We start from the raw sequence: 12477 nt of genomic DNA, 5'->3' as shown, positions 1-12477 counted from the left end.
CAATTTTTTCTGAAAATTTCAAAACTATGAAAATTATAAAAACAATACATCTTATAAATAAATGGAGTTTTATCCTGACCCTAGCATTATACCTTACTATCTATTTAGGGTTAATAGCGCAAATTTTTCTTGGGGGCATACAAATAATTCTTGCCTCTATATTACTTTTTTATTGGAAAAAACTCGATAAGGAGCAAAAGAAACACCTAATAACATACGCATGCTTAGTTGTTCTATATGGGCTATTATCTCTAACTAGTATTTCGACTTCTGATTTGGCGCTTCTATATTTAGTCATTGTACCTATGAGTATAGCAGGATACTTTGTATATGTTACTTATAAAATTAAAAATACAACTTATGAACCTAAACATAATTGCATATAGTATTTATGTATTGGTAACTGGATTCACAATCATCAAAGTAGGGCTCATTTGTTATCAAAACGGAATTATTTTTATGACCAACCTTATTCCTGATGACACAGAATTTTGTTTAAAGGTTAACAATACTCTTTTAATTGGTTATTACCTTTTAAACATTGGCTATGCAATACTCGCTTTATCTGGTTGGTCCACAATACATACATTAACCCAAATGACAGAGATTTTATCCAGCCATATAGCCATCATAATTTGCTCCCTTGCAGGCTTGCATTATTTCAATCTATTTTGGATTACAAAATTTATCAAAAACTTAAAACAATAACTTATTCTAACATTATGGAAAATTCTAAAATTTTTATTGGTTACCTCATCTATCTTCCTATTGCTATTACACTAACTTACTTTGTTTCAAAAACGTTATTCAAAAATGGTAAAACTTTTATGATTGATATTTTCAGAAATCAAGAAGACATTGCTTTGGCTACAAATCGACTATTTGAAGTTGGCTTTTACTTACTAAATATTGGTTGGGCTTTACTTATTCTTAAAATTGATTCTCATCATTTTCAAAACACATATCAAAATCTTATTGAAATTTTAAGCTTCAAGGTGGGTGGTTTTTCTATGTACTTGGGCGCAATGCTTTTTCTTAATTTATTTCTATTCTTTAGAGGAAGAAAAAAAGCTCGCAAAAAATCTATTTCAGAAAAAGTCCCTCCTTTTCATAGTCCACAAGCAGGATAATATTTATTCATCCTTCTAGAAAAGTATAATTTAAAATTAAGAATATGAGTACACTTGCAATACTACACAAGCTAAAACTTAAAAGATCTTCTACAAAAGAAAAAATAACTCAATTTTATGATGAAGCGACAGAAGATTATGAGTTCTGGAGCAAGGATTTTAACATGCATTTTGGGTATTATACCCCCTTTAAAACCAGTATTTTTCAAAGAGATTCTATGCTCAACCAAATGAGTCAACAGGTTTTTGATCGTTTGCAAGTTTCAAAACAAAATAGCCTTATAGCGGATCTAGGCTGTGGCATTGGAGGCACAATACAATATGGATTAAGAAAATATCCATTACTACATATTATCGGGGTAACCATATCTTCTTTTCAAGTTAGTGAAGGAAACAAAAGGTTAGAAGGTAAAAACGGATTGATCTTACAAGAAAATTATTGCCACACCTCATTCACAAGTAATAGTATTGATGGCGCATATGCTATGGAAAGTTTTTGCCATTCTGGCCATAGTAAACAAGCATTGCAAGAGGCTTACAGGATATTAAAACCAAATGCTAAGTTGGTAATAACTGATGCTTTTCTTAAAAAAGATGCAGAACAATTATGTATAGGTAGCAATTACTGTTATGAACAACTTTGTGAAGGCTGGAGCCTGAATGGACTAGGAAGTATCAAAAAAGTAGAACACACACTAAAACAAATAGGTTTTAGAGATATTATAATTGAGGATATATCATATAGAGTAGCTCCTTCTGTTCTTCATGTACCGTTTGCTATTACAGGGTTTATAATACAAAAACTGCTCAAAAAAAAACCACTTAAATCCGAAAGTTTAAAAAACCTCAAAGGATCATTATTTGCATTATTATCAGGCTTACACACAAAAAGCTTTGGGTATTACATCATTACCGTAAAAAAATAAATATACCAATTCTATGAAAAAAATAGTCATTGCAGGAGGTTCAGGATTTCTAGGAGAAACCCTTACTTCGTATTTTAAATCAAAAGTAGAGCAAATCGTTATTCTTACTAGAGGAACACCTAGAACTGACACCAACAACGTACAGTTTGTATACTGGGATGCCGAAAACCTTGGCGACTGGACAAAAGAGATTAATAATGCTGATGCTATTATTAATCTTACAGGAAAATCAGTAGATTGTAGCTATACCAAAAAAAACAAAGCACTTATTCTAAACTCTAGAATAACATCTACCAAGGTATTGGGAGAAGCCATCAAAGCATGTGAAAATTCACCAAAAATATGGCTCAACTCTTCTACAGCTACCATATATCGCCATTCTCTAGATAAAAAAATGGACGAATCACATGGTGAGATTGGCAATGGATTCTCTGTAGATGTTGCCAAATCTTGGGAAAAAACATTCTTTAATCAACACACCCCTAATACTAGAAAGGTTGCTTTGCGAACATCGATTGTATTAGGTAAAAAAGGAGGAGCCCTACCTCCTATTCTTAATCTAGTCAAAATTGGAATTGGTGGAAAACAAGGCAAAGGGAATCAGAAAATAAGTTGGATACACGAAATTGATTTTGCAAGAAGTATTGAATACATCATCAATACTCCACAAATAAATGGCACGATCAATATCGTATCTCCAGAACCAACCACTAATACTATTTTTATGAAAACTCTAAGAAAGATAACAAGAACTCCTATAGGAATACCATTACCCACATCTATATTAAAATTTGGAGCAAAAATTATAAAAACGGAAACTGAACTCATCTTAAAAAGCAGAAACGTCATTCCCTCCAAATTAAAAAACAGTGGGTTTCAATTTCATTTTTATGACCTAGACATGACGCTATCTCATCTAATCTCTAAATAAAATCCTTTTCTAATAAAAATTATATTTTTCTGACACAAAATTATTTTAAACCAGTCTTTCACAATATATCATAACATGATTAATTAATTATAATACATTCATTCATCATTACAAATAATAAAATTCAACTTTTTATCCTATTTTTGATGAATATAACCATAGAACCGAATAATGTCAACACACTCCATAGACCCAAACGTATGGGTAGATAAATACAGTGATTACCTATTTAACTACACTATTGTAAGAGTTGATGATAAGGAAATTGCACAAGATCTGGTACAAGAAACATTCTTTGCTGGACTTAAATCTATGAAAAACTTTAAAGGAGAAGCTAGTGAGCGTACTTGGCTTATTTCTATCCTAAAAAGAAAAATCATAGATCATTATCGCAAAATCAATAGTAACAAAGGAAAAGCAGAGGTGAGAATGAATTACTCCTCAGATTCTGAAACCGAAGGCGACTGGCTAGAAGAACGTGTAGCCGATCCTTTTGATGGTAATGCTGATCATGATATCGAAAACGAAGAACTAGGACTAGCTATACACAATTGCTTGGGCAAATTACCTGAAAAACAAGCTCTTATTTTTAAACTAAAAACAATACAGGGCTTCGATACAGAAGCAATTTGTAATGAATTCGATATTACAGCGTCTAACCTATGGGTTATTATCCATAGAGCACGTACAGCAATGGCTGAATGTCTAGAAAAAAATTGGTTTTAGTAATGAGTAAAGGAAAAATATTTTTTGTAAGTTGTCCAGAGGCAAATCATTTTTGTGATAAAAACCAGTATAAAGAAGCTTCCTTTTGGGAAAAGGTAAGATTAAATATACACTTGATTTACTGTAGAGCATGTAGAAAATATACTTCTAAAAATATGAAACTAACCAAATTGGTTAAAGATCCTAAGGTTATCAGCATTAACCAAGCTGATAAAAATGTGATGAAAGAGCATCTTAAACAAAAAATGCAAAAATAATGAACACCTACCCCTCTATTACTAAAAAAATTACTCTATTTATACAATGAAAACTACTAAAAAGCTATTCGTATCTTGTGAAGAAGCACAATCTATTTGTGATAAAAATCAATATGGAGAAGCCTCGATTTTTGAAAAAATCAAGCTTAATATTCGATTACTATATTGCAAAGTGACCAGAGCTTATTCTCAAAAAAATGCAAAACTTACCAAAACAATGAATGCTTCAAACATTCAAACCATTAGCCCTTCTGAAAAAGAGGCTATGAAGAAAAAAATACAAAAAGAGTTATCCAAATAAGTTTTCTAAGATAAGAAAAACTATCAACCACATAATAGGAACGCTTTCTACCCAAAAAGAACAATAATACTCTGATTGCTTTTTTTCTGTTCCCCATAAAAAGAATAAACTTATTATGGTTAATAAGATTGTACTCAATATCTCTGCCGAATACAATATTTCCCCTTTCAGATAAGTAAGTAATAAAAATACAACTAGTAATATACTACCAAAAACTTTTGTTCTCGTTATCCCTATTTTTTGTGGAACTGTTTCCAAATCTTCTGCATCATACTCTAAATCTCTCACCTCAAAAGGCAACATCATTACCACTACAAAGAGAAAACGTTGAATTATTTCTATCAAAAAATCTAACCCAAAACTTTCTCCTACATACAACAAAGGGACTAGCACAGTAATTCCCGCCCAAATAATCCCAATAATAAAAATCTTGGCGCCAGCAAGACTTCTCAAATTTTTCTTATTAGGAAAAACAGGAACTACATACAATATCGTCAACGCAAAAAAAGGCATCATATATAATAAAGTGGTAATAGCTATAGAAAAGGCAAAATACAAAAACAGCACACTTGATAAAATGGTCAAAACACGAATGCCGATCATTGACTTTGTTAATCTTCTATGATATAACTTTGAAACTTTTGAATATTTTACAAAATTATAAGCCGCAATGGATCCAAAAAAATTGAACAAAAGAAAGGTTTGTTGGTTTGGTATTTCAAACTTCATAAAGGTCACCTGTATCAAAGCACAGATCGCCAATGCTACATGAATACTACCATTGATATAGAATCTGAATACACTTTTTAGAATTTTCACTTCTTACTTTTAGGGGTCTATGTTAACAAAACTCGAATTTGGTTAAAAACTTCATATATTCAGGTTAATTTATTGTGAAAGTTTTAGCAATTAAATATGTATTTTTGGCGTCTCAATTTCAACTGTTTTTTCGCTATGAAAACTGATTCTTTTAAACTTCGTCACATCGGTCCATCAACAAAGGATCTTGGCGACATGTTAAACACAATTAAAGCAGATTCTATAGAGCAATTAATCTATGAAACTGTTCCTGATGATATTTTATTACAAAAACCGCTTAATCTTGCTTCTGCATTAAGTGAACAAGAGTATTCGGCTCACATACAAAAACTTTCTTCAAAGAATAAAGTATTCAAGACTTATATAGGTCTTGGTTATCATGAAGCTTGTTTACCTGCCGTTATCCAACGCAATATACTAGAAAATCCTGGATGGTATACGGCTTATACTCCGTACCAAGCAGAAATTGCACAAGGTAGACTCGAAGCTTTACTGAATTTCCAGACTATGATCTGTGATCTTACAGGTATGGAATTGGCCAATGCTTCTCTACTAGATGAGAGTACTGCTGCTGCAGAAGCTATGACTATGTTATTTTCTGTACGATCAAGAGATCAGAAAAAAAATAATGTAAATAAATTCTTTGTTTCTGAAGAAATATTACCTCAAACATTATCTCTATTACAAACCAGAGCAATCCCTCTTGATATAGAGTTAGTAGTAGGAAATCATCAAGAATTTGATTTCTCTTCAGACTTTTATGGTGCAATCTTACAATACCCAGGTAAATCAGGGCAAGTATTTGATTATGCTGATTTTGTAGAAAAAGCACATCAAGCAGCTATCAAAGTTGCTGTAGCTGCCGATATCTTAAGTTTAGTATCTCTTAAATCTCCTGGGAGTTTTGAGGCAGATGTTGTTGTAGGAACTACTCAACGCTTTGGTATCCCTCTAGGATATGGTGGGCCTCATGCTGGATTCTTTGCAACTAGAGAGGCTTATAAGAGAAATATTCCAGGAAGAATTATTGGAGTTACTCAAGATTTAAATGGAGATCGTGCCTTACGTATGGCATTACAAACCCGTGAACAGCATATCAAACGAGATAAAGCAACTTCTAATATATGTACTGCTCAAGTATTACTAGCTGTTATGGCAGGAATGTATAGTGTATATCATGGCCCAGAAGGTCTTACTTATATTGCTTCAAAAGTAAATGCATCTGCCGTTACATTAAGTACTACATTAGAAAATCTTGGATTCAAACAGCTCAACACTACGTATTTTGATACGATTAGAATTCAAGGGGATACAAATAAAATAAAAGAAATAGCAGAAGCACATGAAGTAAACTTTTACTATCCTGATTCAAATACAATATCCATTTCTTTGAACGAAGCTACTTCTATTGAAGATCTGAACATTATTGTATCAATTTTTGCTAAGGTTGCTGATCAAGATTTCACTCCTATCGATCAAATTGATACAACACCTCACATTGGTAAAAATCTAAAACGTACTACAGAATTCTTAACAAACGAAGTATTCAATAAATATCATTCTGAAACAGAATTGATGAGATATATCAAAAAGTTAGAACGCAAAGATTTATCATTAAACCACTCGATGATTCCATTAGGGTCGTGTACCATGAAGCTTAATGCTGCTTCAGAAATGCTACCTCTAAGTGATCCGCAATGGGGAAATATTCATCCTTTTGCTCCCGTATCACAAGCTGGAGGATATCAACAAATACTAAAAAAGCTAGAAGATCAACTTACAGAGATTACTGGTTTTGCTGCAACCTCACTACAACCTAATTCTGGTGCACAAGGAGAATTTGCTGGACTTATGGTTATCCGTGCATATCACGAATCTAGAAATGATCACCATCGTAATATTTGTTTAATCCCTTCATCTGCTCATGGTACTAACCCCGCATCTGCTGTCATGGCAGGAATGAAAGTGGTCGTTACCAAAGCTACAGAAGAAGGTAATATTGATGTAGAAGATCTTAGAGAAAAAGCAATAAAATATAAAGACAATCTCGCTGCCTTGATGGTTACATATCCATCTACACATGGGGTTTATGAATCTGCAATTAAAGAGATCACAAAGATCATACATGATAATGGCGGACAGGTATATATGGATGGCGCCAATATGAATGCACAGGTTGGCCTAACCAATCCTGGAGTAATCGGGGCAGATGTATGCCACCTTAATCTACACAAAACCTTTGCCATACCTCACGGTGGTGGTGGACCAGGTGTAGGTCCTATTTGTGTGGCAAAACAATTAGTTCCCTTTTTACCTACCAATCCTATCATAGCAACAGGAGGTGACCAAGCAATTACAGCAATATCTGCAGCCCCTTGGGGATCTGCTTTAGCCTGTCTTATATCATATGGCTATATTACTATGCTTGGTGCAAAAGGCCTAAAAGAGGCAACGAATTATGCTATTTTGAATGCTAATTACATCAAGGAGCGCCTCAATGGTCACTATGACGTATTATACTCTGGCGAAAGAGGAAGAGCTGCACACGAAATGATTATCGATTGCAGACCATTTAAAGCCAATGGTATTGAAGTGACAGATATTGCAAAAAGACTTATGGATTATGGATTCCACGCTCCTACTGTTTCGTTTCCTGTAGCAGGAACAATTATGATCGAACCTACAGAGAGTGAAAGCAAAGAGGAACTGGATCGTTTTTGTGACGCTATGATCTCTATACGTAAAGAAATAGCAGAGGCTACTACAGACAACCCTAACAATCCAATGAAAAATGCTCCGCATACAATGACTATGCTTACAGCTGATACTTGGGATTTTCCTTACACAAGAGAACAGGCAGCATACCCATTACCTTATATTATAGATAACAAGTTTTGGCCATCTGTACGTCGTGTAGATGATGCTTATGGGGATAGAAACCTAATTTGCACCTGTACTCCCATTGAAGAATATATGGAAGCTGATGCTTAAAAAGCTTACCATTACAAATTATAAGAGAGGCGACTATATAGTTGCCTCTTTTTTTTATTACTTTTCAGTACATCATAAAACAACCAAATGAAAGACATTTCTTCTAGAAAAGATATAGAATTCTTAATGAATGCTTTTTACAAAGATGCCTTTGCAGACCCTAAAATTGGCATTTTTTTTACTAAAATAGCAAAAATAGATCTCAAAGAACACATTCCTGAAATTACAGATTTTTGGGAACAACAACTATTCAGAACAAGGAATTACAGAAAGAATGTAATGCAAATCCATAAAGATTTGAATCTCAAAAAAAAATTAGAAAACACTCACTTTGATACTTGGTTAACACTATTTCATAAAGCAGTGGACACCAACTTCAAAGGAGAAAAAGCAGACTTAATTAAAACCAGGGCATTATCTATCATTACAATGATGCGTATAAAAATAGTAACTTCTCATTAATTTGATTTTCATTTTGACTTAAAAAGTAAGAAAAATACTTCAAATAAAAACTTAATTCATTCTTATTAGGTGCTTTTAGCGACAATTTTACCTTCTATATCTTTAAATAAATTCTATATTTGTATGCGTAATACAAAAATTATTTTTATGAAAATCACAAACCAATTACTTACAACCTTAGCATTATTCACTTGCATTTGCGTCTCAACTCAAGCGCAAAATTTTCTACCTGGATTTAATGGGTTTTCCAAAAAGAAAACATCCTATCTTCATATGAATAATGAAGAAATCACAAAAGGAAATCTCAAGAAATTAAAGTACGAGAAAGGTCTAATCGAAGAGGTAAAAATCAGAGACCTAAATGACAAAAAGGTAAAAATAAAACCTGCAGATATTTCATTTATGTACTTACCCCCAAGCGGTCTTGCCAAATTAGCAAATTTTCAGGATTTTATTACAGATGCAGATCAATGGAACAATGACAAACTAGATCAAAGCCTGTTCAAAAGCGGGTATGCATATTTTGAAAAATCAAAAGTGCGAATAAAGAAAAAAACAAGAACATTAATGGTGCAATTGGTAAACCCTTCTTTTTGTGAAAAGATAAAGGTATTCAAAGATCCATATTCTAAAGAGACTGCTAGTATTGGTATTGGCCCACTTAAAGCTGGTGGGATCGCCAAGTCTTATTATGTAAAAAAAGGAGATGAAGTAGCTATCCGACTTAAGAAAAAACATTATGATGAAGAATTCAAAATGTTTTTTGGAGACTGTCCAGCATTAATAGAGAAGTATGGAGCTAAGCCAAAATGGTCTGAGTTTGCAAAACATATTTATGAGTATACCAAAGAATGTAATTAACACATTTTCTTTTTGAAGTGGTCTAAATTTCTTTATAAAGAATAGGGATACTTAACCGTATCCCTTTTTTTTTTGAAAAAATAATACAATCTTTAACCCGCAAAGACTATCAGTTTAATAAAAAGAATATGTACGAAGGAACTTTTCCTCATAAGCGATATCAAAAAACATTAGAATTTCTTAGAAAACACATACCTGCCCCAGGAACTATTCTTGATTTGGGAGTAAGAAATCCGTTTGTAGAGTTCATGGAAAAAGAAGGGTATACTGTATCAAATACTTCTGGTGAAGATCTAGATCTCAACACACAAGCTGTAGAAAACAATGATGCAGAAATTGTTACAGCCTTTGAAATTTTTGAACACCTCATCTCTCCATTTAATATCTTGAGAGAGATCAAAGCAGATAAATTAGTAGCTTCTGTACCATTACGCCTATGGTTTTCTCCTGCATACCAAAGTAAAACTGATCCTTGGGATAGACACTATCATGAATTTGAAGATTGGCAGTTTGACTGGCTCCTTGAAAAAGCTGGATGGCAAATAAAAGCGCGAGATAAATGGACTCATCCTGTAAAAAAAATAGGATTTCGCCCTTTATTACGTTTTTTTACTCCTAGATATTACATTATATATGCAGAGCGAGTTAAAAAATCATAATATTATATCCATACTCAAAACGTACTACCTGTATTGAAAACATACATCGTCATACCAGCACATAATGAAGAGCGCTTTATTGCTAAGACTCTTAATTCTCTAGTTTCGCAAACACTACTTCCTGAAAAAATAGTTGTGGTAAACGATAACTCTACCGACGACACAGAAAAAATAGTAAATGAATTTGTAAACAGATATCATTTTATATCTATTGTAAATACCGATTCTTCTGTAGATCACATGCCTGGCAGTAAAGTCATCAATGCTTTTAACCAAGGAGTAAACACATTAGACGATACATATGACATACTTTGTAAATTTGATGCAGATCTTATTTTTCCCTTGAATTACATTGAAAAAATAACAGCTCATTTCAAAAAAGACGAAACTACAGGAATGGTTGGCGGTTTTTGCTACATAGAAAAAAACCAAGAATGGGTATTAGAAAATTTAACCAATAAAGATCATATACGAGGTGCATTAAAAGCATATCGCAAAGCATGTTTCAATGATATAAATGGCCTTAAATCCGCAATGGGTTGGGACACCATAGATGAATTAATAGCCCAATATCATAACTGGAAAATACAAACAGATACATCATTACAGGTCAAACACCTTAAACCAACAGGTAACACTTATAACCCTAAAGCAAAATATAAACAAGGAGAAGCTTTTTACACAATGCGATATGGTTTCTGGATTACTCTAATTGCATCTGTAAAATTAGCGTTACTCAAAAAACGCCCTAGCTTGATAAGAAATTATTTAATTGGCTATTTTAAAGCGCAAAGACAAAACACACCGTTTCTAGTATCTAAAACCGAAGGGCAATTTATTCGTAAACTTCGTTGGAATAAAATGAAAAAAAAAGCTTCTCTAGTTTTACGAATTCATCAATCTTTTTTTACTATAACTTCTTTTTAACGTATTCATGTTAATATATTCTTATCTTGAATCCTTAATTGACATTCAAAAAAAATCATTTCATGAAAATCAAACAACTTCTTTTAGCTCTAAGTTCTATACTTATTATAGCTGCTTGTAATAAAGAAAGCAAGAAAGAAAAAGTAGATTACACACTTTTCTCAGGAAAAATAAAGAATACAACCGCACCAGAGATTATCGTTTTTGGCAACGTTAATAATTTCAAAAAAGCAATCCCAATTAATGAAGACGGGACCTTTTCTGACACCTTAAAAATTGAATCCAAAGGGATTTATAGCTTTATGATAGGTAGAGAACGCTCTAATATGTACCTAGACAAAGGAGATCAATTAGAATTATCTATTGATCCTAATCAGTTTGACGAAAGCATTGTATATACTGGCAATGCAGCAGATGTTAATAATTATCTGGCTAAAAAAGCTTTACTAGAAGAAAGCTTCTTTAGTGACCAAAATAGTTATAAAGAATTATTTAGTAATGAAGCTAATACCTTTAAGAATCTAATCTCTGAGCAAGAACAGGCAAAAAACAACCTCTTGAAGAAATACAAAAATATGGATGCTGAGTTTGCTACTAATCAAGCTAAGGAGAACCATTATCAATATCTTGCTCTTCTTAGTGACTTTAAGATGACTCATGCGTATTATACTCAAAAACAAGAGTACAAAACACCAGAAGGATTTACAAGTGAATTAAATGATTTTGATCTGGATAATGCAGAAGAATTCAAAAATTCAGAGGAATATCGTAATTTAAGTCTTAGGATATTTGACAATTTATCTAGTGAAAAAGCTAAAAAAGACAGTATTTCTTTTAGTAAAGCGCAAATGGAGAATCTGGCTCAAATTAAAACCAAAGACATAAAAGACGCTTTTATAAAAAACATAGCTACTCAGATATCCCCAAGAAATGATGATGCCGCTGAGTTATACAAATTAGTCATAGCAGCTTCTGATAATGAGGAATTCAAAAAAGAACTTACTAGCAAATTCGAAAAGATCAAACGTTTAACCAAAGGAAAAGTTTCTCCTACTTTTAGCGAATACGAGAATTACAAGGGAGGAAAAACCTCATTAAGCGATCTCAAAGGAAAATATGTATACATCGATGTTTGGGCTACTTGGTGTGGCCCTTGTAAGGCTGAAATCCCACATCTTAAAAAAATAGAAAAAGAATACCATAACAAGAATATAGAATTTGTAAGTATATCTATCGATAAAAGACCGCAATATGAAGCATGGAAAAAAATGGTTGAGCAAAAAGAATTAGGAGGAATTCAACTGTTTGCTGATAATAACTGGAACTCTCAATTTGTTACTGATTATGGTATCCGAGGGATCCCTAGATTTATACTTATAGATCCTGATGGCAACATAGTAAGCGCGAGTGCTCCTAGACCATCTGAACCAAGGCTTAAAGAAATTCTTAGCGAATTAAAAATATAATTACCTCATCAATATTTATAA

At 32.8% G+C, this 12477-nt stretch carries 15 protein-coding genes; 14 read left to right on the top strand and 1 reads right to left on the bottom strand.

Translation table 11 applies throughout. The features are described from left to right. Positions 1 to 26 precede the first annotated feature (26 nt). From CVD18_RS01365 to CVD18_RS01330, 8 genes are all read left to right on the top strand, one after another. Positions 27 to 386 carry a hypothetical protein gene (locus tag CVD18_RS01365; protein ID WP_103863658.1) on the top strand — a complete coding sequence of 120 codons (360 nt, stop codon included), beginning with the start codon at positions 27 to 29 and terminating at the stop codon, positions 384 to 386. After that, positions 361 to 708, top strand: coding sequence for a hypothetical protein (locus tag CVD18_RS01360; protein ID WP_103863657.1), 348 nt, complete (start codon positions 361 to 363; stop codon positions 706 to 708). The genes CVD18_RS01365 and CVD18_RS01360 overlap by 26 nt, the downstream gene beginning before the upstream one ends. Positions 709 to 722: 14 nt before the next feature. Beyond that, positions 723 to 1130 (top strand): hypothetical protein, encoded by a 408-nt coding sequence (locus tag CVD18_RS01355; RefSeq protein ID WP_103863711.1) that lies wholly within the window; start codon positions 723 to 725, stop codon positions 1128 to 1130. A gap of 44 nt (positions 1131 to 1174) precedes the next feature. Beyond that, on the top strand, positions 1175 to 2056 hold the full coding sequence (locus tag CVD18_RS01350; RefSeq protein WP_103863656.1) for a methyltransferase domain-containing protein: 882 nt from the start codon (positions 1175 to 1177) through the stop codon (positions 2054 to 2056). A 13-nt stretch (positions 2057 to 2069) separates the two neighbouring features. Beyond that, positions 2070 to 2987: a TIGR01777 family oxidoreductase gene (locus tag CVD18_RS01345; RefSeq protein WP_103863655.1), complete on the top strand. Its 918-nt coding sequence runs from the start codon at positions 2070 to 2072 to the stop codon at positions 2985 to 2987. Positions 2988 to 3158: 171 nt separating this feature from the next. Then, positions 3159 to 3713 (top strand): sigma-70 family RNA polymerase sigma factor, encoded by a 555-nt coding sequence (locus tag CVD18_RS01340; RefSeq protein ID WP_103863654.1) that lies wholly within the window; start codon positions 3159 to 3161, stop codon positions 3711 to 3713. Between the two features lie 2 nt (positions 3714 to 3715). Beyond that, on the top strand, positions 3716 to 3970 hold the full coding sequence (locus CVD18_RS01335; protein ID WP_103863710.1) for a hypothetical protein: 255 nt from the start codon (positions 3716 to 3718) through the stop codon (positions 3968 to 3970). Between the two features lie 46 nt (positions 3971 to 4016). Continuing rightward, positions 4017 to 4271 (top strand): hypothetical protein, encoded by a 255-nt coding sequence (locus CVD18_RS01330; RefSeq protein ID WP_103863653.1) that lies wholly within the window; start codon positions 4017 to 4019, stop codon positions 4269 to 4271. Here the strand turns inward: CVD18_RS01330 and CVD18_RS01325 are convergent. Next, entirely contained in the window at positions 4260 to 5090 is an 831-nt protein-coding gene (locus tag CVD18_RS01325) for a hypothetical protein (RefSeq protein ID WP_103863652.1), read from the bottom strand. The two genes, CVD18_RS01330 and CVD18_RS01325, sit on opposite strands and share 12 nt — an antisense overlap. Before the next feature lie 135 nt (positions 5091 to 5225). On the opposite strand from CVD18_RS01325, the gene gcvP reads away from it, so the two are divergent. From gcvP to CVD18_RS01295, 6 genes are all read left to right on the top strand, one after another. Beyond that, on the top strand, positions 5226 to 8081 hold the full coding sequence (gene gcvP, locus CVD18_RS01320; RefSeq protein WP_103863651.1) for an aminomethyl-transferring glycine dehydrogenase: 2856 nt from the start codon (positions 5226 to 5228) through the stop codon (positions 8079 to 8081). A gap of 87 nt (positions 8082 to 8168) precedes the next feature. Next, a complete protein-coding gene (locus tag CVD18_RS01315; RefSeq protein ID WP_103863650.1) occupies positions 8169 to 8543 on the top strand; it encodes a group III truncated hemoglobin in 375 nt (124 codons plus the stop codon). 147 nt (positions 8544 to 8690) lie between these two features. Beyond that, positions 8691 to 9404, top strand: a complete 714-nt coding sequence (locus tag CVD18_RS01310) for a hypothetical protein (protein ID WP_103863649.1) — start codon at positions 8691 to 8693, stop codon at positions 9402 to 9404. A 128-nt stretch (positions 9405 to 9532) separates the two neighbouring features. Beyond that, complete coding sequence (locus tag CVD18_RS01305) at positions 9533 to 10063, top strand: methyltransferase (protein WP_103863648.1); 531 nt, start codon at positions 9533 to 9535, stop codon at positions 10061 to 10063. A 33-nt stretch (positions 10064 to 10096) separates the two neighbouring features. Continuing rightward, positions 10097 to 10990, top strand: coding sequence for a glycosyltransferase family 2 protein (locus CVD18_RS01300; RefSeq protein WP_103863647.1), 894 nt, complete (start codon positions 10097 to 10099; stop codon positions 10988 to 10990). A 62-nt stretch (positions 10991 to 11052) separates the two neighbouring features. Further along, positions 11053 to 12456 carry a TlpA disulfide reductase family protein gene (locus CVD18_RS01295; RefSeq protein WP_103863646.1) on the top strand — a complete coding sequence of 468 codons (1404 nt, stop codon included), beginning with the start codon at positions 11053 to 11055 and terminating at the stop codon, positions 12454 to 12456. Positions 12457 to 12477 lie beyond the last annotated feature (21 nt).

Source organism: Aquimarina sp. I32.4, assembly GCF_002924285.1.
GTDB lineage: Bacteria > Bacteroidota > Bacteroidia > Flavobacteriales > Flavobacteriaceae > Aquimarina.
This window is presented reverse-complemented; position numbering and strand designations above follow the sequence as displayed.

Excerpts from the sequence above, each read along its gene's own strand:
- CVD18_RS01365 (WP_103863658.1), top strand. The coding sequence starts at position 27 with ATGAAAATTATAAAAACAATACATCTTATAAATAAATGGAGTTTTATC.
- CVD18_RS01360 (WP_103863657.1), top strand. The coding sequence starts at position 361 with ATGAACCTAAACATAATTGCATATAGTATTTATGTATTGGTAACTGGA.
- CVD18_RS01355 (WP_103863711.1), top strand. The coding sequence starts at position 723 with ATGGAAAATTCTAAAATTTTTATTGGTTACCTCATCTATCTTCCTATT.
- CVD18_RS01350 (WP_103863656.1), top strand. The coding sequence starts at position 1,175 with ATGAGTACACTTGCAATACTACACAAGCTAAAACTTAAAAGATCTTCT.
- CVD18_RS01345 (WP_103863655.1), top strand. The coding sequence starts at position 2,070 with ATGAAAAAAATAGTCATTGCAGGAGGTTCAGGATTTCTAGGAGAAACC.
- CVD18_RS01340 (WP_103863654.1), top strand. The coding sequence starts at position 3,159 with ATGTCAACACACTCCATAGACCCAAACGTATGGGTAGATAAATACAGT.
- CVD18_RS01335 (WP_103863710.1), top strand. The coding sequence starts at position 3,716 with ATGAGTAAAGGAAAAATATTTTTTGTAAGTTGTCCAGAGGCAAATCAT.
- CVD18_RS01330 (WP_103863653.1), top strand. The coding sequence starts at position 4,017 with ATGAAAACTACTAAAAAGCTATTCGTATCTTGTGAAGAAGCACAATCT.
- gcvP (WP_103863651.1), top strand. The coding sequence starts at position 5,226 with ATGAAAACTGATTCTTTTAAACTTCGTCACATCGGTCCATCAACAAAG.
- CVD18_RS01315 (WP_103863650.1), top strand. The coding sequence starts at position 8,169 with ATGAAAGACATTTCTTCTAGAAAAGATATAGAATTCTTAATGAATGCT.
- CVD18_RS01310 (WP_103863649.1), top strand. The coding sequence starts at position 8,691 with ATGAAAATCACAAACCAATTACTTACAACCTTAGCATTATTCACTTGC.
- CVD18_RS01305 (WP_103863648.1), top strand. The coding sequence starts at position 9,533 with ATGTACGAAGGAACTTTTCCTCATAAGCGATATCAAAAAACATTAGAA.
- CVD18_RS01295 (WP_103863646.1), top strand. The coding sequence starts at position 11,053 with ATGAAAATCAAACAACTTCTTTTAGCTCTAAGTTCTATACTTATTATA.